The organism is Pseudoalteromonas haloplanktis ATCC 14393, from assembly GCF_000238355.1.
Lineage (GTDB): Bacteria > Pseudomonadota > Gammaproteobacteria > Enterobacterales > Alteromonadaceae > Pseudoalteromonas > Pseudoalteromonas haloplanktis.
On the sequence record NZ_AHCA01000003.1, the window covers coordinates 204,330 to 223,335 of the forward strand.

A 19,006-nucleotide genomic window follows, 5' to 3' on the forward strand; every position below is an offset into this window, starting at 1 on the left:
CTCCTACGGTTTTATTGTTGAACTAACTAATACCGTGGTAATCAAGGTTTAATTTCATACGATGGTAATTGACAGCTTTTCATGTTCTGTAAAAAGGCTATTAAAGTAATCTAAAAGTTCAGCTTGAGAAGCAGGTAAGCCTATCGTGCATTGCTGCTGTTCGCTGGAAAAAATAGTGCATTGGTCATCCCGACACTGTATTTTCTCAATACTATCAATTACCAACCACTGTGGGCCATGAACCCTGTCGAAAAATCCTGACAAAGTAAACAATAAAAGGTGCTGTTGCTCTCGCTGAATAAATTTATCTAAAGGATTACGTGCTTTAAAGAGTAGCGTAAGGCGATAACAACATGAACTAAATACAAACAGCCATAAAGCAATTAAAAATATGAACCAAGCCTGTTGTAATAACTCAGTAAATACACTCAACAATACTAATACTACACCAAAGCAACCGACGATCAGCGCCAATCGTTTATTAATTGCTTGCATTGCAGCTCCTCTTAATTTGCATTTGTTAATGGCGTTTATTATCAGTTTCTGGATCAGGCCAATCATTAAAAAATACCGTTAGATAACGGCTTTTCGCTAAATACAGTAACACCCACAATACAGTCACCATCTGTAAGGCTAAAAACATCGAAAATTGATAATAACTATGCGCCGCTTGAATAACTAACCAGCTTAAATCTATTGCAGCGCAAACCAATAATGGCCAGCGCATAAAACGCCATATTCGCGCAAAGCGTGCCGCACTAGCGGCATTTTTTTGCGGCCTACGCAGACAAAACACCACTGCCGGAATAATCGCGATTGCACCGATGGCCAAAGCACTGAAAAAATCACTCTTCGATCGAAATACCAACGACATCAAATCAAGCTCAGGACGGCGGCTAAGTGCCGCAATGATCCAAATAAAATATGCTCGCAGCAAAATCAACAAACTCAAATGAAATGCTATCGGTGTACGGTATGTGCCGTATTTATCCCAATACTCAGGTCCATACCTTTTCATAGCTGATTTTTCCTATCAGCTAAAATACCGAGTAGGATAAATGCAGTGATCGTGGTAACTGCAAGCCAACGCGTGCCAAAAAGCATCAGTAACTGACTAATTAACGGTGTCACAAATACCACTAATAAGCCAAAGCCGAACCCAGTTACCAATACAAAAGCAGCCACCCTCATAATAAAATGACGCCTTGCTACAAATCGTTTCGTGGTTTTAATGATCTCATTGGCATACAGAGACACAATACAAACCACCAACAATAAAGCAATATTATACAAGTACGGTTTTAGCCACTGACCGAAAGTCAGTGCTAAGTCCTGAAAAAGTGTAATAACACTATCCATTATGTTGCGCCAGTAACGCGATTAAATCATCTTCGCTTAGTATATTAATTCCTAAGTCTTGCGCTTTCGTTAACTTAGAGCCTGCTTTTTCACCCGCAATTAAGGCGTCTGTTTTTGCAGAGACACTACCAGAGACTTTTGCGCCTAATTGTTGCAAGCGAGCTTTAGCATCATTACGGTTAAGCTCATTTAAAGTGCCAGTTAACACATAGGTTAAGCCCGCAAGTGGCTGTGAGTCTTCACTTGGAGGAGTTAACTCAGGCCAATGGATCCCCTGCTCAACTAATGCATTTACAACGTCTAAATTATGTTGTTCAGCAAAAAAACCACGAACATGCTTGGCAACAATTTCACCCACATCACTGACTTCAACTAACGCTTCTGTGGTTGCCGTGGTGACCTTTTCTAGGGTCAAAAAGTGATTGGCTAGGTTTTGCGCCGTCGCTTCACCAACTTCTCGAATACCTAAAGAGTATAAAAACTTAGCTAATGTTGTTTGTTTCGCATCATCAAGTGCTGCAACTAAATTTTTTGCAGATTTTGGCCCCATACGTTCAAGTGACTCAAAATGCCCTTGCTTAAGAATAAATAAGTCTGCTGGGGTTTTAATAAGCTCTCTGTCCACCAGCTGCTCAACAATTTTATCGCCAAGGCCATCTATGTCGAGTGCTTTTCGTGAAGCAAAATGCTTAATTGCTTCTTTGCGTTGTGCTTGACATACCAAGCCACCTGTACAACGCGCAACAGCTTCACCTTCGATGCGCTCAACATGGGAGTCACAAATTGGACACGTAGCCGGAAACTCTATTTCCTTCGCATCTGCTGGGCGGCGCTCTACTACCACTTGAGTAATCTGCGGGATCACATCACCAGCCCGGCGGATGATCACCGTGTCGCCAATTTTAACCCCTAAACGGTCTATTTCATCACGATTATGCAAGGTTGCATTCGATACTGTAACCCCACCAACAAACACCGGTTCTAAACGGGCAACGGGTGTAATTGCCCCTGTGCGGCCTACTTGAAATTCAACATCAAGTAACTGAGTGATCTCTTCTTGAGCTGGGAACTTATACGCAATAGCCCAGCGCGGCGCACGTGCCACAAAGCCTAAACGTTCTTGCATGGCTTTGTTGTTAATTTTGATCACCACACCATCGATTTCATATTTCAGCGCACTGCGTCGCTCAAGAATGTCATGATAGTAATCTAAAGCAGCCTGCTGCCCTTCTACTAATTTAGTTTCTGGACAAAGTGGTAACCCCCAATCTGTGAGCTTAGCCAATTGCTGATAATGATCACTTGGCAACTCTCCATTGGTAACAACACCAATACTGTAGGCATAAAACATCAGCGGACGTTTAGCGGTAATTTTTGAATCTAATTGACGTAAACTACCTGCAGCGGCATTGCGGGGGTTAACAAACACTTTCTCACCACGCTTTGCAGCCTCAGCATTAAGTTTTTCAAACCCCGCGCTATCCATAAATACTTCACCACGGATTTCAATTTCCTCGGGAAAATCATCACCGCGTAACTTTAATGGCACATTACGAATTGTTTTTACGTTAGTGGTAATATTTTCACCGGTGTGACCATCACCGCGAGTTGCGGCCTGCACAAGCACACCATTGCGGTATAAAATAGAGACCGCTAAACCATCAAGCTTTGGTTCGCAGCAAAATGTCAGCTCGTTATTGTCCATCAAGCGCTCTTTAATACGACGGTTAAAAGCACTGAATTCTTCTTCACTAAAAGCGTTATCTAACGACAACATAGGAACTTGGTGTGTAACTTGCTCAAATTTGGCAAGCGCAGCTCCACCTACTTTCTGGGTGGGAGAGTCGGCGCTCATGTACTGGGGATTATCAGTCTCAAGTACACTTAATTCCCGTAACAGGCGATCATATTCGGCGTCTGGAATACTCGGTTTATCAAGCACATAATAATTGTGATTATGATCTTCTAATTGCTGACGAAGTTGCGTAATTTGCGCTAACACTAAAGTGGACATACTGACCTCAAAAAACATAAAAAAAGCCACTTTAACGAGTCATCATTAAGTGGCTTATAAAACTCTTAACTAATTAATTTTATACATAGCAAATGATTAAACTGAGAAACGTCTCACTTTTTCAACATACTCGCGCACGCTATCAACCGTCATTGCTTCACGCTGTGAATCTAAAATAGTGGCGCCAAATTCATCCGCTAACTTTTTAGCTGCACTGTGTAACATATTAAATGCTGCAAGGCCGTCACCATCACACGGTAAGGTCATAAATAAGCTGATCCCGGCAGTACTAAATTGTTCCATATTATCAATATCAAACGTGCCTGGGTTGTACATGTTAACTAAGCGAAATAACACAGGTCCGTGGCCGGCTGGATCTAAGTGACGATTAAAAAAACCTTCTTCAGAATATTTAAAGCCAAGGGTGTTAACAGCTGGCAATAATTTACTGCCTTCCATATTTAAGCCTTCCGGCATTTGAATATGCACGATGATAAAATCACTGGCTGCAGGCTGTTCAGGCTCTTGCTCAGGCTCAGTAATGACCTCATCCTGAGGCTCTGCAGGGGCAACTACTGCCTCCTCCGGCTCTGGCGCTGTAAATGAATTAGCCTGGGGCTGCTTGTCTTCTGCGCTAAAGCTTAAATCGCCAAACTGCGGTTCGTCACGCTCAGCATGAGAGACTGGCTCAGGTGCACTTTGACGCTCAATAGGTGCTTGATGATCCGCAGGCTCAACCCGTTCGTCATTTGTCGCAGTGGGTGCATCTTTCTTACGCACTGACCATAGGCCATGTATTAATAATCCACCAATGACTACTACACTGATAATGATTAAAACCCATCTTAATTGTTCGGCCATCCCCTCACCTTTTATTATCTATTTACTCAAATATTAATAATTATGCGTGTGCCATTTGCACCGCTTGTTCTATATCTACAGCAACCATACGCGAAACGCCTGGCTCAGCCATTGTTACACCCGTCAATCTACCAGCCATTTCCATGGCAATTTTATTATGACTGATATAAATAAATTGCACCGATTGTGACATTTCCTCAACTAATCGGCAAAACCGTCCAACATTCGCATCATCCAATGGCGCATCTACTTCATCCAGCATACAGAACGGAGCTGGATTGAGCCTGAATATTGAAAACACTAATGATAATGCGGTCAGCGCTTTTTCTCCACCACTTAAAAGGTGAATTGTTGAATTTTTCTTGCCCGGTGGGCGTGCCATTATACTAACACCACTTTCTAATAAGTCATCACTGGTTAATTCTAGGTATGCACTGCCGCCACCAAATACTTTTGGGAACAACTGAGCAAAGTCGCGGTTAACTTGATCAAACGTTGCTTTAAAACGCGTTTTAGTTTCACGGTCAATCTTGCCAATTACCCCCTCAAGAGTCGTCAAGGCTTGAGTTAAATCTTCAACTTGGGCATCTAAATACTGACTTCGCCGCTGCGCTTGTTCAAACTCATCAATTGCCGCTAAATTTACAGCCCCCAACTCAGCTAAATTCTGCGTCACTTTATTAAGCTGACCTTGATGTGTACTTATGTTGGCATTGTCAGGAAGGCGCGCCAATATCTCTTTCAAGTTTTGCTGTAATTCATCAAGCGGCTCAAGCGCTGCTTGTGCTTTCACTAATAAGCTTTGCTCCTCAAGGGCATGTTGTTGTAATTGCTCTTGCAATAACACCATTTCCGCCTGTGATGCTTTTAGCGTTGATTGCTTATCAGCAAGTGCTGTTTTAGCCTCACTCAATGCAGTTTGCAAATTTTTGAGCTCAATGTCACTTTGTTGGTTTTGCTCTAACAATACTATGATTTGCTCTGCCACTTCTTCTAACGGCATAACAAGCTCTTCTATTTGTGCTGTTAATTCCAGCACAGCCTCATGAGCCGATTCACACGCAGTAATAGCATGTTGTAGCTTAGTGTCACTAAGTTGGCATTCACTACGCGCCTTTTGTTCACTCAGTGTCGCTTGATGAGCCTGTGTTTTATAACGCTCTAACTGTGTATTGGCTTGTCGAAATTGCTCATCACTTTGTTGTTGCCGCAATTGTGCAGCATCGCGATTAGCCGTGATTTCGTCGCGTTGCTTTGCCAGCTGTTCGATATGCTGCTGTTGAGCTGTTAGCTTATCTTCAAGGTTAGCGTATTCAACATTTAACTGTGTAAGTTTGTTTTGTAACTTGTGCTGTTGATGTTGAAATTGCTGTAACTGCTCTTTCAACATATCGCGACGAGTACTGCCAGAAGCCACTTGTTGAGCAAGCTGATGAACCGCAGCTTTTAATGTTTCACTTTGTGTATTGAGCTCTTCACATACTTGCTGCTGCGCTGTTACTGAGGTGTTTTGTATCGTAAGCTCGCTATTGATCTGCGCAGTTAACTGCGTCGCCTCAAGTAACTGCTTATGCTTTACAAGCAATGAGTTATCAGCAGTTTTATCCGCTTGCTGCTGCCAGTTTCGGCCATGAATATTACCATCACTATCTATCACAGCCAGCCAGTATTGATCGGCTAAATCATCACCACTGAAGCGCTCTCTATAAGCAATTCTATGTAATAAATCAGGGTAAATTCCTTGCTCTATAAATGTGGCCAGTGAACCTTGAGGTGCGACATCAACAGTGGGCCATATTCCATTAGCAGTGGCCGCAGCGGTTACATTTAACTGTTCAAGCCCTTGCAGTGCCTGTTCAACTAAATGTTCATAGCCACTGCGCACAACTAACTGCGCTAATAAATTACCTTCGGCGTGCGCTTTCGTATCCCCAAGCATTGAATTCAAGCCCGCTATTTTAGCTTTCGTTTCGTTGAGTTGCTGAGTAAGTGTTTGCTGAGAATTTTTATAGCTACGCAAGGTCGCTTGAGCATCCTGCGCGCTGTTATGTACTTTATTTAGCGCGGTTTGTTTTGCTGCAAGCTCCTGAGTTAACGACTGCATTAGTTGCTGTTGTTGTGATACTTGCTCAGCAATTGGATTATCGGCAAGCTCTGCTAACTCGCTAGCCAACGCGGTTTGCTGATCTTCAATATAATGCTGATTTTGCGTGTAGTGTTCAGCAATATTCTGTTGCTGGCTATAGTGCGCGTTTATCGTTTGAAACTGTTCGTTAATAGCTTGCCAATCAGCGATTGCATGCTCTTTTTCTACCTGTAACTGAGTTACAGTTTCTGTCATTTCAGCAACCTGCTCTGTACAAATTATGGTATGTTCAATTGCCTCTTGTAAGGTATTTTGTTGCTCATTAGCGTAATCTTTTTGCTGCTGTTGTAGTTGCTGATTTTGCAGTTGTAATTGCTGTTGTTTAAGCAAATTGTGATTAAACGCTTGTTGTTGCTGTTTTAAACTAATTTGTTGTTGCTCAGCGCGAGTAAGTTCAGTGTGCGTTTTATGTTGGGTTTGCTGCGCATCATTGAGCTTTTCCAGCTGATGTTGAACTTGGTTTTCAAGACTTGCCAGTACATCATCATGACCTGAATGGGCGAGCTTAAAAAAGCTAATTTGCTCATTTAACTGGGTCATTTGATCGGTTTTTGCAACTTGCTGTTGATGCAGTTTCTGCCATTTTAATACAGCTAACTGACCTTTAAGAGTTCGCTCTTGCGCTTTTAGCTCTCGGTATTTTTTTGCCTCTACTGACTGTACCGCCAACTTATCAACTTGGGCTTGTAATTCTTTACGTACATCAAGTAAACGCTCAAGGTTTTCGCGAGTGCTTTTAATTCGAGTTTGCGTTTCACGGCGACGCTCTTTGTATTTTGAAACCCCCGCGGCTTCTTCCAAAAATACGCGTAAATCAGCTGGTTTGCTTTCAATCAAGCGTGAGATCATGCCCTGCTCGATAATCGCATAGCTACGCGGGCCAAGGCCGGTGCCTAAAAATATATCCGTAATATCACGCTTACGGCACTTACTGCCGTTAAGAAAATATAATGATTGTCCATCGCGCGTCACTAAGCGCTTGATAGCCACCTGATTACGATCCGCAAAGGTATTGGGTAAATGCCCTTGCGTATTATCAAAAATAAGTTCGACAGATGCTTGCGATATCGGTTTGCGATTAGTTGAGCCATTAAAAATAACATCGGTCATAGCATCACCGCGCAAGTTTTTCGCAGAGCTTTCACCTAGCACCCAGCGCACCGCATCAATCACATTAGACTTGCCGCAGCCGTTTGGGCCTACAACACAGGTCATTTGATCAGGAAATGGAATTTTAGTGGGCTCTACAAAGGATTTAAAGCCCGCTAATTTTATGCTGCTCAGACGCATCTAATTGGTTTACCGATTATTATTGTTATCTGCTTGAGGTTAATTTAACCCACTTTAGGTCAAAAGGTTAAGCTTGGCGTTTAAAATTATCTAAAATAATCCCTGTTGCCATGGCAACATTGAGTGATTCAGCCGCGCCAAATGCTGGAATAGTAATCTTATTAGTAACAAGTGCGGCGCATTCAGCGCGAATACCATGAGATTCGCTGCCCATTAGTAATACTCCAGTTTGCGTGAGTGTTGCTTGGTGCAGATTTTCACCTTCTAAAAAAGCACCATAAATAGGTAAATTAAGCCCATTTAAATAAGTAGGCAGATCAACTTGGCTAACAGCAACTCGAACAAACGATCCCATTGTGGCACTAATGGTTTTTGGATTGTATGGGTCGGCGCTGTCTAAACTTGTAACAATGTGCTTTATGCCATACCAGTCAGCCACGCGAATAATTGTCCCGAGATTCCCCGGATCTGACACACCATCAAGTGCTAATATCAAGCCTTCTGATGCTGGCAAGCTAACTTTAGGCATAGCAACAATCGCTATAGCCGCATTGTTTGACACCAAAGTGCTGGCTTTGGTTAGGCTGTTTTCATCCGCTTCAACCATAGTTACATGAGTAAATTCACTTTGAAACTGCGCAATAAAAGCCGCTGTAGCAAATACATCAACAATCGCCAAGCCACTTGCCAATAACTCAAGTACGTTTTTCTCACCTTGTACAAGGTATTGATTATATTGCTTTCTGTACTTTTTTTGACCTAATGCGCGAATTAGCTTGAGTTGGTTTTTTGAAATCATAACAGCCTCATAAAATGACGTCGTGAGTATAACAGATATAACCGAAAGTTCTAAAATTGAAAAATAAACAATTTATAACGTTTTATCAGTCGTTACAGTAGATTGTGATTGATTAAAAAGCGTTTTTTGAGTACCTTTTATGACTAAAATAAAAAGGAACTGGAAATAAAATGGAACCCACCACACATTCAACTGAATCACCCTCAACTACAACAAGCTCAACTATTTTTCAAGGCCGAGTCCAATTTAGTGGTCAAGCTGGTGAATTTTTTGGTATTTGGACAGTTAATATTCTGCTGAGCATTTTAACCCTCGGTATTTATTCGGCATGGGCTAAAGTACGCACCTATCGTTATTTTTACGGTAACACCCAAATCGATGGCCATAGTTTTGACTACTTAGCCACCCCAATACAAATTCTCAAAGGTCGTATTTTAGCGGTGGTAGTATTTGTAATTTATAGCCTTGTTGTACAGTTATTACCATTAATTGGACTTTTATTCGCACTCGGTTTTTTATTGGCTATGCCTTGGATAATCAACCAAGGCCTACGTTTTAATATGCGTATGACCCGCCATCGTAACGTACGTTTTGCATTTTCTGGCAACTACGGCGACGCATTCGTTAACTTTGTACTATTGCCTATCGCCAGTGTATTCACATTGTATTTATTACTGCCTTACGCGCTAAAACGTATGGATCAATATTTACATGAAAATATCAGCTACGGTAATAAAGCTATCAATGTGAATCTCAAAGGTGAAACCTATTATATGGCTACACTTATTACAATCGGAGTCGCCATCGCAGGCCTAGTGATCTTTGGTATTTTTGCAGGGCTTAGCGGTGTTGCGATGAGTGTAGGTAATGTTGATGCAAAGAGCTTAAGTATCTCGACAATATTTTTTCCATTACTGATCATGGCTTTATATATTGCGTTTCTGACCTTGATCAGTGCAGTTTATCAATCAATTATTCGTAATCATATTTTTAACAGTAGCGAGTTTAGCGATGTGACCAGCTTTAAATCAGATTTAAAAGCTGCTGACTACGCAATGCTTCTGTTTACTAATACATTAGCAATTATCTTTAGTTTAGGTATGGCTTATCCATGGGCAAAAATACGTAAAGCACGGCTACTCGCAAAAGCGACAGAGGTGACCATCTACAGCGGTGCCCTTTCAATTATTGATACGGCACAACAAGAGCAATCATCATTTGCTGAAGAAGCGGCAAATGTGTTTGATATTGATATTTCGCTTACTTAAATGAGTGATTTTCCTATCACTGGCTGCTATTACTACCCTAATAGCAGCCAGCATCAACAATGCAGCGCTAGTATCACTGGCGAATACTTGCAACTTATTGACTCTCAGCAACAAGTTATACTGTCTTCACCACTTGCAGATTGCCAGTCAGAAAGCCCTTTGCCGGGTATTGCATCCGCAATCAGCTTTTCTGAAGGGGGCCGCTTTGTGCCCCAGGATATACATTTTCGCTGGCCGTTTGCTCCAGATAAACAGGGACTTACTGAACGCTTAGAAAAAAATAAAGCGCTTATTTTACTGTCAATTATCTTAACGCCACTGCTATTATGGTTTATTTTATACCGAGGCATCCCAGCCATCGCGGTATATAGCGTAAGCTTGGCCTCACCTAGTACCGTTGAAAATATGGGAGAGCAAGCTCTCACTGTGATTGAGAAAGTTGCTTTAGAGCCAACAATGCTCACTGAAGACCAGCAATCAGCATTACAGTTACAATGGCAAACGATGCTCAAGCAGCTGAATTTAGATGCCGCTAAATTTAGACTCTCATTTTATAAATCAGACTACTTGTCGGCTAATGCGTTTGCACTGCCACATGGCCGCGTTGTTGTTACCGATGAGCTTGTTAAGCTCTTAAATGATAAGCCGGACGCACTACGCGCAATTTTATTACATGAAATTGGTCATGTTGAGTACCAGCATGGTATTCGCCTGACCGCCCAAGCGGCAGCTAGTAGTATTGTACTCGCGGTTATTTTTGGTGACTTAGAAGGTATTACAGAGGTGGTTTTGGGTTCTGGCTCATCTTTTTTACAGCAAGCATTTTCACGGGATATGGAACGCGAAGCCGATCAATACGCCATCGAAAAATTAATTACATTAGGTTACTCTAGTCATGATTTTGCTGATGCAATTGAAGCCCTGCAAACACGCTTAGATGAAAAGGCTAAACTTGATGATAGCTGGTTAGAATACTTATCAACACACCCAAGCTCACAAGAGCGAATTGATTATGCGAGGCAATATAAGCCAAAATGACACCTGAGTTAACGCTAATTATTTTAGCCGCTATCATGATTGTGCTAGGATATGGTTTTATTTACCCACGCTTTGCGGGGAATGATTTTAAAAAAGTATCGATACAGGATTTATTTGCCACAGCGATCACTTTAACCATCGCAGGCAGCCTTTATTACAATTCGCACATAGCATTTAATTGGCTATGGTTTGAAATGAATTGGTTTTGGTTCACCTTTTTAACTTATCTGGTCATTGAAGTACCAGTCTGTTTACTTTATGCCAAAAAGCATAATATGAAGTTTTCATAACACCTTTATTAGCATACAAAAAAAGCGCCAAATTGGCGCTTTTTAATCTGCATTAAAACATATTAATATTTGTGCTTTAGTGCCCATAAATGCAAAAGTTCACTGGCAATAGTGGCTGCGGCAATGGCAGTTAATTCACTTTGATCATACGAGGGGGACACTTCAACCACGTCCATACCAATCATATTAATGCCTTTCAGAGCACGTAATACTTTAAGTACTTTGTCACTGGTTAAGCCGCCACAGACTGGCGTGCCAGTACCTGGCGCGAATGCCGGATCTAAGCAATCTATATCAAAGGTGATGTACACAGGTAAATCACCCACTCTCGCTTTAATCTGCTCAGCAATCGTTTGCGCCGATAAATCATTAGCGGTCATCGCATCAATCACTGCAAACTCATGTTTGCTTTGGTCAAAATCAGTACGAATACCTATTTGAATGCTGTGTTCAACATCAATCAACCCTTCCTTTGGCGCATGATAAAACATGGTACCGTGGTCATAGCGAGAGCCATTACTGTAGGTATCTGTGTGGGCATCAAAGTGCACCAACGCCATTTTACCAAAACGTTTAGCGTGCGCGCGCAATAAAGGTAAGGTTACAAAATGATCGCCCCCTAACCCTAAAATTGTTTTGCCTTGGCTTAAAATACCTGTGGCCGCTTGTTCAAGCTTAGCGGTAAAGTACTCAGCATCACCAACTGGGTAAGTAAAATCCCCGGCATCCGCTACTTTTAAACGTTCAAATAATTTGAACGTCCACGGGTATTTTGTTTCTTCCCATGCTAAATGCACTGACGCTCTACGAATCGCATCAGGGCCTAACCGCGCACCTGGCCGCCCCGAGGTTGCCATATCAAATGGCAAACCCAAGACAACAACATCCGCATTGATATCAGTGATATTTTGTACCATTGGCTGACGTAAGAACGTCATGCCATTGGAATACAATGAGTGATCTGGATGATCAAACAAGGTGCCCATATTAAAGCTCTTCTAAATAAGTATAACCGTCTAAACCCGCTTGTAATTCATCAAGCACGCTTTGTTGCTCAGCTTGTGGTAGTTTTGCAGCCACCAGCTGTGCATATGAAGATTGAAAACCTTCAACATCTAAGTGCACATAGCGCATCATATCTGCCACTGTGTCACCTTGATTAATTTCTACGATACTTGCTTCTCCTTGGTCATCCATAGTGATCATCGCACTATGTGTATCACCGAATAGGTTATGCATATCACCTAAAATCTCTTGATAAGCACCCACTAAGAAAAAGCCCATTAAATACGGTTTTTCTGCACTAAATGCAGGCACTGGTAAAGTGCTCTCAATGCCTTGACCATCAACGTAATGATCAAGTGCACCGTCTGAGTCACACGTAATATCTAATAATACCGCACGACGTTGTGGTGCTTCAGTCAGACCACTTAATGGTAATACTGGAAACACTTGATCAATTCCCCACGCATCAGGCAGTGACTGAAACAATGAGAAGTTAACAAAAAACTTGTCCGCTAACCGCGCATTAAGTTCATCAATAATCGGACGATGAAAACGGTTTTTATTATCCATGTGTTTATTAAGTTCATAACAGACACGTAGGTTAATTTGTTCTGCCCATGCACGTTGGGTTAAATCTAATAAGCCCATCGCAAACTGGTTATGCGCTTCAGCTAAATCACCTTGGCTATCATGGTATATCTCAATTAATGCACGGTCGTCCGTCAACACATGCAGTTGCTGCCATGAGGTCCACATATTTTTTAACAGTAGCGGTGCGTCTTCAGCAGGAGCCTGAATTTCTTCTGGCACATAGCTTTCAGTGCCGATAACGTTCGAAATAAGCACAGCATGATGCGCAGTTAATGCACGCCCTGACTCTGAAATAATAGTCGGGAACGGCTGCTCGTATTGCTTACAGATATCACCTATGGTGTACACTATATTATTCGCATACTCTGCCAAACTGTAGTTCATCGAGTTGTGAGATTGGCTACGAGTACCGTCATAATCAACCGCTAAACCGCCGCCTACATCTAAACACTCAATATGAGCACCAAGTTTACGTAGTTCACAATAAAAACGCGCAGCTTCACTAACCCCCAAACGTACATCGCGAATGTTGGCCATTTGCGAACCTAAATGAAAATGCACTAACTGTACTAAATCAAGCTGATCAGTTTCTTTTAAGCGGTTCACAACATGTAATACTTGTGAAGCCGATAAACCAAATTTTGATTTCTCACCGCCACTGGCTTGCCACTTACCTTTACCTTGTGATGCTAAACGTACGCGTATACCAATGCGTGGTTTGACGTTAAGCTCTTTAGCTTGGCTAAGTACCATATCCAGCTCAGACAATTTCTCAAGCACGATATACACTTTATGGCCTAACTTTTCACCAATTAGCGCTAAACGCACATACTCTTGATCTTTGTAGCCGTTACACACAATCACTGCACTGGTTTTTTCAGCTAAGGCTAATACCGTTAATAACTCCGGCTTACTACCTGCTTCTAACCCTAGTTGTTTCTTTTCAATATTGGCTTGGCTGGCAACAATTTCTTCAACCACTTCACGTTGTTGGTTTACTTTTATCGGATAAACAAGCAAATAATCTTTAGGGTAACCATAGCTTTCAATTGCGGTATTAAATGCCGCACATAAACTGTGTACGCGATGATGCAAAATTTGTGGAAAACGAACCAAGGCTGGTAAACTTAAGCCTTTGTCTTCTAGTTGTTTAGCGATATCAATAAGTGCAATGGTTTGCTCTGGGGCATCAGCCTTTGGCGCAACATACACATCACCTTGATCATTAATACCAAAAAAACCTTGGCTCCAATGACGAACATTGTAACTCGTGCGAGCTTGTTCTAGTGATGTTGTCTCTTTCATTTATCTTTCTCTTTTATTTAATGAATGCCTTGCGGCTGTTGCGCGCATTAAAAGAAAAATAGCTTATCAAGTCCAACAAGTATTTTTGCTCGTAACGAGTGAGTTTTAGTGTCGATAGAATGGCAAGGTGTATGAAGCATAATTTGGGGATCAGCCTATGTTAATCCCCACATTATTTATATCTAAAAAGAAAAGTTATTGATTCAAGCCTAGTTCCATAAATAAGCTTTGCGGATTTTCAGTGTAGCTACCAAACGGGCCGCAATGTTGAAAGCCTAAGTTTTCATAAAGGCTAATTGATTTCTTTTGTTTTGGTCCAGTTTCCAGCCGGATCAAAGGAATTTGCTCCTCACCTGCATGATGCAGTAAAATTTGCATAATGCGCCGAGACAAGCCTTTGCCACGATAACTTGGCTTCACATACAAGCGGCGTATTTCACCATAGGGGACGGTATCGAACTGTTTAACAATTGCGCCACACGCGACAATACCATCTTCATTCTTTAAGCCAATCGCATAGACATTTGGCTGGCCAAGTTCTTCAACTGATAACGATTGGGCCGTAGCAACCGGATACAGAGAGTTTATAAGTCTATCGATATCCGAGAAAACATTAATCACATCCTGATCATTAGGGGTTAAGTCGACTAACTGCATAAAAGCTCTAATTTATAATTATAATTTGATAGCAAACTATACCTAATTGCGACAAATGAACAACCCAGAATCTCAGATTTATCGTTTATTTATACCTTTATTTGTTACTACTTTTGTCTTGTGACTGTATTTTAATACTCTGTTAGTTACTGTATATATTAAAGTTTTATAAAATAACAAGCTGTAACATCAAGTTCTATCGTGCAGCGCCGATAAGTTATATAAGGTATCGTTAAAGGAATAACAATGAAACTAACTAATTTTAACCAAATACAGCAGATAGCGTTACAGAAAATGTCTGCTAATCGGGCCGCTGAATTTAAAACTGCAACGACTCTTATCGAACCACAAGGTAACTTATCAAAACTGGAAAGCGCAGCAAGTACGCCCTTGCATGACCCCTTTAAAGGCCGTAGGTTTAACTTAGACTATACGCCCTCTTCCTATTTGGGTATGAAACATCACAGTATCGTTTCTAGTAATACCATTAACATGGGAGAAGCAATCACACAGCCGAGCTACCGCTATGGTGATTTTACAGATCACGATGACATTAATGCTTTTTTAGATCAGGTGGATCGTCTAGATGGGGAGTTGAAAAATATGTTTCAACACCTAAGGCCAACCGCTGAATTACTTGAACTCGTACAAAAGATGAGTGATGAAGAACTTACTGCATTTACCCAATTTGCTGTCAAAACCTCAAGTCATTTATTTGGTCTAGAAAACAACAATATTAGCGAGCAATTAATTTCTTCTTTAAGCAAACTCTCAGATGATGCCCTAAGTAGTACAATCTCAACGATGGGTGAACTATTACAGCAAGGGAATGATTATGAAAAGCCAATGTCACCAATCGGTGAGAATAAACATGGTAATGAAACATTAGAAATGATCAGCATGCCTGAAAACATTAATTGGTTTAAATCAAACTATAGCGCCAACACAGCAAAGTATGAGTTAGCAAATAACTATGCCGATTTATTAATTGAAAAAACTCTGAGCGAAAGCCAGCTTATCCAATTAAACGACCACCTGTCTGACAGTACACTTGAGCAAAGCAGCAGTGTGATCGACATGATGAGTCTGTTGAAAACCCATCAAAACGATGATGTATTAGCCATGCTCAATGACGTTGATAAAGCCAGTGAGCCAAACTTATTAGACTATCTTGCACAACAAACTAATTATCAAGCGAATAAACAATATTACCAAATGGACAACGGTAAGTTTGTCGCCCAACAAGACAATATAAGCTCAGACTCTAATAGACGTGAGCTTTATAACAATATCCTAAGCGCCTATAACGACATTGGCATGGGCTGGATAAATGATACTCTAGAGCAGTTCACTGGCACGCCTGCACAAATTCAAAACGAATTATGGCAAACACTACTTGATGATAAAGAGAAAATGCCTGAACAGTTTATCCACTCTGATTCAGTTGAAGCCTGGGCACTAAAAAATATTGCCCGTATCGAAAACGTATTTCACATAGCTCAAATGAATAAAATTTATGATTATAATAGCGAGCGACTCGTGCCTGACTTGATCGGCCAACTTACCTTTTACAGCAGTGGCAACGTTCGCAGTTCAGTAGATAGTGAAGAGCCACAATCAGCTGAAAATCAACCGTAATCAAAAAACTTACGGTGCTCTGCGCCTGCCAAGTTGGCATTCACTTTATTGGGGTGTTTATATTCACGCCAGTTGGCGACATTTCGGCCAACATTTAATTTCGCAAAATTAGTATCGCCATCTGTCGGCATACCCAAGAACTGTTTTAGTTTTAACAAACTACCCGGCTCGCTCACATCAAGGGAGAGAAAATTATCACGACCTTTAAAATATTCTAATACGGCATGTTGATGTTGTGTATAACAAGCTGCTAACTGACACTCAGTCAGTGGGTGAATATTAGGAAATGTTTGGTGAAAGCTGCGTTTTAAGACTGGGCTAAAATGGCCTGTTTTAAGGCACAAATGCGGTGCCATTTTTCAAGCAACATAGCTATTGATGGCAGCCATTGCTCTAAACCTCGGCTTAAATAAACGAACCTTGAGTTGGGGAATAATGTGTCTAAGTGCATATAATCACTAAAACAGGGCGCATCAGATACTGCATCAGCCTTTTCAAACGCTTTTTTTGTAAACGCAGTATGAGCAACTAACAACCCCATTTCTAATAGCGCAACACTAATACTTGTTGTGCCTGTTCTGGGCAGCCCGATAATAAATACCTTAGACATTAAAAGTGACTCATTTATAAAGTAGCCGTTAGTATACACCCAACCAGCTCAAAAATTTTGGTATTCATGATCACTTTAAGGAACAATATGGTTTGTCTTGTGTAATAGGTGCAATTGTATTGAAGCGTAATCTTAAACACTTTGTTACGCAAAAATACTGTTCAAAAAAGCTGAGCAATTTATACTGTGGGCAATGTTGTTATGATCTGAGGTTTTCACGTGCAGTTTACGCAAGGTATGGAGTATTTTTTTTCGGGCTTTAAATTGATCACTCAAAAAGGCCTAAAGCGCTTTGTGTTCATTCCTTTATTGATCAATATAGTGCTGTTTGGTAGCTCATTATTCTTCTTATACGGCTGGCTTACTGAAGGTTTTGCTTATTTAACTAATCTGTTGCCAACATGGCTAAGTTGGCTCGAGTGGCTAATGTGGCCAATTGCTGTATTAGTTATTTTATTTAGCTACAGCATGGTGTTTACGGTGATCACTAACTTTATTGCTGCACCGTTTAATGGCTTACTCAGCGAAAAAGTTGAATTATATTTAACGGGTCAAAAAATAAATGATGATGGTTTAGCCGATATCGTTAAGGATGTGCCACGCATGCTTGGCCGCGAGTGGACTAAGCTTTGCTATTACTTACCGCGCGCAATCGGCTTTTTTATTTTACTCTGGATACTCCCTGTAATTGGTCAGGTACTGTGGGTTATGTTCACCTGCTGGATGTACGCAGTGCAATATAAAGATTATGCGTTTGATAACCATAAAATCGGCTTTCGAGAAATGAAGCTAGATCTAAAGCAAAAACAAGGTTTATCGTATGGATTTGGGTTGGCCGTCATGCTATTGACTGCAATACCTATCATAAACCTGATCGTAATGCCCGTTGCAGTTTGTGGTGCAACACGGTTATGGGTTGATAATTACCGGCCTCATTACCGCAATTAAAGGAAGTTACTAAAAAGCACAGCCAAGGCTGTGCTTTTTGCATTTTACACTGGGCCATACTTTTTAGCTGTATAAGCTCTGTGGCACTTTAGTCACGTTCAAATGAACGGTGATCTCTTCTCTGTCATGATAAAGGTGCTTAGCTTGTAATTCATAACTGATACCGTATTTATCGAGCTCTTCTTTGATCATCGTTAAACACTCATAAACACTGTCAAAACGTTTTTTCATGGGTAGCTTTAAATTAAATATTAGCTCTTTCGCATAAGCGTTGACCGCCCAGTCAATCATCAGGCTAGTTACTTTAGTTGGTTTTTCGACCATATCGCATACCAACCAAGTGATATTTCTTTTTTCAGGACGGTACTTAAAGCCATCTACACGAAAATGCTTAACTTGCCCTGTTTCCATTAAATCGTCATTCATTGGGCCGTTATCAATAGCACTGACAAACATACCACGACGCACTAATTGATAGGTCCAACCGCCAGGGCAGGCACCTAAATCAACACTGCGCATACCAGCTTGTACACGAGCTTCAACCTCATTAGGCGGGATAAATACATTAAATGCCTCATCGAGCTTTAACGTTGAGCGACTTGGCCCATCACTTGGCATCCGCAAACGTAATATTCCCATAAAAAATGGCGAATTATTATAGCTATAGGAATGACCAACATACGCCGTGTTATTCGATAAAAACATCACATGCATTACCGGGCGATTCGCTTTTGGTTCGCGTAGCACGGTATTTTGTTTCTCTAACGCTTTTTTAAGAGGAGTTGATATTTTTTTGCAGAAGGTTAACAGCTCTTTGCCTTCGTTAGTGTCTGGTGTTTCTACACGCAGCTCTGAGCAAAGCGGAAAATCGACGGCTGCTTTTACAATTTCGCCAACCCGGTCTTCAACAGGCATATTTTCAAGTAAAGTGCCTGCAAACCATTGACGAGCAAACACCATATTTTTGAAATCAACTTTTTTGATGATTTCGTCGCTATGCTGTGCTTCAAAGCATTCATAAATAACATAGCCGGTATTTGGCTTTGCTTTTACATACCCTGCAAAACCTTGCTCTGCGGCATGAAATGTTATTTCAGCAGCGGCATCATTTTCAAAACCACTGCGACAGTAAATCACTACACTTGACATAAAAACCCTTTAATTGCGCACTTGCGCGATATTCTCTA

Annotated in this window: 18 protein-coding genes; 5 read left to right on the forward strand and 13 right to left on the reverse strand. The window is 41.2% G+C overall.

Annotated features, from left to right (window positions below):
* Nucleotides 1-54: 54 nt before the first annotated feature.
* The 7 genes from PHAL_RS0107975 to PHAL_RS0108005 all read right to left on the reverse strand — a co-directional run bounded on the left by PHAL_RS0107975 (nucleotide 55) and on the right by PHAL_RS0108005 (nucleotide 8,469).
* The gene (locus PHAL_RS0107975; RefSeq protein WP_016707874.1) at nucleotides 55-495 is read right to left on the reverse strand and encodes a hypothetical protein; all 441 of its coding nucleotides are present in this window, start codon (nucleotides 493-495) and stop codon (nucleotides 55-57) included.
* Nucleotides 496-520: 25 nt separating this feature from the next.
* Nucleotides 521-1,018, reverse strand: a complete 498-nt coding sequence (locus PHAL_RS0107980) for a DUF2919 domain-containing protein (protein WP_016707875.1) — start codon at nucleotides 1,016-1,018, stop codon at nucleotides 521-523.
* Nucleotides 1,015-1,359, reverse strand: coding sequence for a DUF3392 family protein (locus PHAL_RS0107985; RefSeq protein ID WP_016707876.1), 345 nt, complete (start codon nucleotides 1,357-1,359; stop codon nucleotides 1,015-1,017). The genes PHAL_RS0107980 and PHAL_RS0107985 overlap by 4 nt, the downstream gene beginning before the upstream one ends.
* Nucleotides 1,352-3,373 (reverse strand): NAD-dependent DNA ligase LigA, encoded by a 2,022-nt coding sequence (gene ligA, locus PHAL_RS0107990; protein ID WP_029216072.1) that lies wholly within the window; start codon nucleotides 3,371-3,373, stop codon nucleotides 1,352-1,354. Before ligA ends, PHAL_RS0107985 begins: the two co-directional genes overlap by 8 nt.
* Before the next feature lie 96 nt (nucleotides 3,374-3,469).
* Nucleotides 3,470-4,234 (reverse strand): cell division protein ZipA, encoded by a 765-nt coding sequence (gene zipA / locus PHAL_RS0107995; protein WP_016707878.1) that lies wholly within the window; start codon nucleotides 4,232-4,234, stop codon nucleotides 3,470-3,472.
* Between the two features lie 40 nt (nucleotides 4,235-4,274).
* Nucleotides 4,275-7,670: an AAA family ATPase gene (locus tag PHAL_RS0108000; protein WP_016707879.1), complete on the reverse strand. Its 3,396-nt coding sequence runs from the start codon at nucleotides 7,668-7,670 to the stop codon at nucleotides 4,275-4,277.
* Nucleotides 7,671-7,737: 67 nt separating this feature from the next.
* Complete coding sequence (locus PHAL_RS0108005) at nucleotides 7,738-8,469, reverse strand: RNA methyltransferase (RefSeq protein WP_016707880.1); 732 nt, start codon at nucleotides 8,467-8,469, stop codon at nucleotides 7,738-7,740.
* 170 nt (nucleotides 8,470-8,639) lie between these two features.
* On the opposite strand from PHAL_RS0108005, the gene PHAL_RS0108010 reads away from it, so the two are divergent.
* From PHAL_RS0108010 to PHAL_RS0108020, 3 genes are read left to right on the forward strand one after another with little or no spacing between them, the layout of a single operon-like run.
* Nucleotides 8,640-9,737 (forward strand): YjgN family protein, encoded by a 1,098-nt coding sequence (locus tag PHAL_RS0108010; RefSeq protein ID WP_016707881.1) that lies wholly within the window; start codon nucleotides 8,640-8,642, stop codon nucleotides 9,735-9,737.
* Nucleotides 9,738-10,775: a M48 family metallopeptidase gene (locus PHAL_RS0108015; protein ID WP_016707882.1), complete on the forward strand. Its 1,038-nt coding sequence runs from the start codon at nucleotides 9,738-9,740 to the stop codon at nucleotides 10,773-10,775. It begins immediately after the preceding gene.
* Nucleotides 10,772-11,065 carry a hypothetical protein gene (locus tag PHAL_RS0108020; RefSeq protein WP_016707883.1) on the forward strand — a complete coding sequence of 98 codons (294 nt, stop codon included), beginning with the start codon at nucleotides 10,772-10,774 and terminating at the stop codon, nucleotides 11,063-11,065. The genes PHAL_RS0108015 and PHAL_RS0108020 overlap by 4 nt, the downstream gene beginning before the upstream one ends.
* A gap of 62 nt (nucleotides 11,066-11,127) precedes the next feature.
* Here PHAL_RS0108020 and speB read toward each other — a convergent pair whose 3' ends face one another.
* The 3 genes from speB to PHAL_RS0108035 form a co-directional block, all read right to left on the reverse strand.
* The gene (gene speB, locus PHAL_RS0108025; RefSeq protein ID WP_016707884.1) at nucleotides 11,128-12,051 is read right to left on the reverse strand and encodes an agmatinase; all 924 of its coding nucleotides are present in this window, start codon (nucleotides 12,049-12,051) and stop codon (nucleotides 11,128-11,130) included.
* Between the two features lies 1 nt (nucleotide 12,052).
* Complete coding sequence (gene speA / locus PHAL_RS0108030) at nucleotides 12,053-13,966, reverse strand: biosynthetic arginine decarboxylase (RefSeq protein ID WP_016707886.1); 1,914 nt, start codon at nucleotides 13,964-13,966, stop codon at nucleotides 12,053-12,055.
* A 195-nt stretch (nucleotides 13,967-14,161) separates the two neighbouring features.
* A complete protein-coding gene (locus PHAL_RS0108035) occupies nucleotides 14,162-14,623 on the reverse strand; it encodes a GNAT family N-acetyltransferase (RefSeq protein WP_016707887.1) in 462 nt (153 codons plus the stop codon).
* Nucleotides 14,624-14,869: 246 nt separating this feature from the next.
* Here PHAL_RS0108035 and PHAL_RS0108040 point away from each other — a divergent pair, with 246 nt between their 5' ends.
* The gene (locus PHAL_RS0108040; protein WP_016707888.1) at nucleotides 14,870-16,261 is read left to right on the forward strand and encodes a hypothetical protein; all 1,392 of its coding nucleotides are present in this window, start codon (nucleotides 14,870-14,872) and stop codon (nucleotides 16,259-16,261) included.
* On the opposite strand, the gene PHAL_RS24755 is transcribed toward PHAL_RS0108040, so the two are convergent.
* Together PHAL_RS24755 and PHAL_RS24760 are read right to left on the reverse strand one after the other, a co-directional pair.
* Nucleotides 16,252-16,605, reverse strand: a complete 354-nt coding sequence (locus PHAL_RS24755; RefSeq protein ID WP_374954831.1) for a hypothetical protein — start codon at nucleotides 16,603-16,605, stop codon at nucleotides 16,252-16,254. The two genes, PHAL_RS0108040 and PHAL_RS24755, sit on opposite strands and share 10 nt — an antisense overlap.
* A complete protein-coding gene (locus tag PHAL_RS24760) occupies nucleotides 16,569-16,871 on the reverse strand; it encodes a sulfotransferase (protein WP_374954832.1) in 303 nt (100 codons plus the stop codon). Before PHAL_RS24760 ends, PHAL_RS24755 begins: the two co-directional genes overlap by 37 nt.
* A 237-nt stretch (nucleotides 16,872-17,108) precedes the next feature.
* Here PHAL_RS24760 and cysZ point away from each other — a divergent pair, with 237 nt between their 5' ends.
* On the forward strand, nucleotides 17,109-17,819 hold the full coding sequence (gene cysZ / locus PHAL_RS0108050) for a sulfate transporter CysZ (protein ID WP_193372020.1): 711 nt from the start codon (nucleotides 17,109-17,111) through the stop codon (nucleotides 17,817-17,819).
* Nucleotides 17,820-17,882: 63 nt separating this feature from the next.
* Here cysZ and rlmM read toward each other — a convergent pair whose 3' ends face one another.
* A complete protein-coding gene (rlmM, locus tag PHAL_RS0108055; RefSeq protein WP_016707890.1) occupies nucleotides 17,883-18,968 on the reverse strand; it encodes a 23S rRNA (cytidine(2498)-2'-O)-methyltransferase RlmM in 1,086 nt (361 codons plus the stop codon).
* Between the last annotated feature and the right edge of the window lie 38 nt (nucleotides 18,969-19,006).

What these genes read in the sequence shown, in the direction of transcription:
- PHAL_RS0107975 (WP_016707874.1), bottom strand. Translation starts at nt 495, where the DNA reads ATGCAAGCAATTAATAAACGATTGGCGCTGATCGTCGGTTGCTTTGGT.
- PHAL_RS0107980 (WP_016707875.1), bottom strand. Translation starts at nt 1,018, where the DNA reads ATGAAAAGGTATGGACCTGAGTATTGGGATAAATACGGCACATACCGT.
- PHAL_RS0107985 (WP_016707876.1), bottom strand. Translation starts at nt 1,359, where the DNA reads ATGGATAGTGTTATTACACTTTTTCAGGACTTAGCACTGACTTTCGGT.
- ligA (WP_029216072.1), bottom strand. Translation starts at nt 3,373, where the DNA reads ATGTCCACTTTAGTGTTAGCGCAAATTACGCAACTTCGTCAGCAATTA.
- zipA (WP_016707878.1), bottom strand. Translation starts at nt 4,234, where the DNA reads ATGGCCGAACAATTAAGATGGGTTTTAATCATTATCAGTGTAGTAGTC.
- PHAL_RS0108000 (WP_016707879.1), bottom strand. Translation starts at nt 7,670, where the DNA reads ATGCGTCTGAGCAGCATAAAATTAGCGGGCTTTAAATCCTTTGTAGAG.
- PHAL_RS0108005 (WP_016707880.1), bottom strand. Translation starts at nt 8,469, where the DNA reads ATGATTTCAAAAAACCAACTCAAGCTAATTCGCGCATTAGGTCAAAAA.
- PHAL_RS0108010 (WP_016707881.1), top strand. Translation starts at nt 8,640, where the DNA reads ATGGAACCCACCACACATTCAACTGAATCACCCTCAACTACAACAAGC.
- PHAL_RS0108015 (WP_016707882.1), top strand. Translation starts at nt 9,738, where the DNA reads ATGAGTGATTTTCCTATCACTGGCTGCTATTACTACCCTAATAGCAGC.
- PHAL_RS0108020 (WP_016707883.1), top strand. Translation starts at nt 10,772, where the DNA reads ATGACACCTGAGTTAACGCTAATTATTTTAGCCGCTATCATGATTGTG.
- speB (WP_016707884.1), bottom strand. Translation starts at nt 12,051, where the DNA reads ATGGGCACCTTGTTTGATCATCCAGATCACTCATTGTATTCCAATGGC.
- speA (WP_016707886.1), bottom strand. Translation starts at nt 13,966, where the DNA reads ATGAAAGAGACAACATCACTAGAACAAGCTCGCACGAGTTACAATGTT.
- PHAL_RS0108035 (WP_016707887.1), bottom strand. Translation starts at nt 14,623, where the DNA reads ATGCAGTTAGTCGACTTAACCCCTAATGATCAGGATGTGATTAATGTT.
- PHAL_RS0108040 (WP_016707888.1), top strand. Translation starts at nt 14,870, where the DNA reads ATGAAACTAACTAATTTTAACCAAATACAGCAGATAGCGTTACAGAAA.
- PHAL_RS24760 (WP_374954832.1), bottom strand. Translation starts at nt 16,871, where the DNA reads ATGTCTAAGGTATTTATTATCGGGCTGCCCAGAACAGGCACAACAAGT.
- cysZ (WP_193372020.1), top strand. Translation starts at nt 17,109, where the DNA reads ATGGAGTATTTTTTTTCGGGCTTTAAATTGATCACTCAAAAAGGCCTA.
- rlmM (WP_016707890.1), bottom strand. Translation starts at nt 18,968, where the DNA reads ATGTCAAGTGTAGTGATTTACTGTCGCAGTGGTTTTGAAAATGATGCC.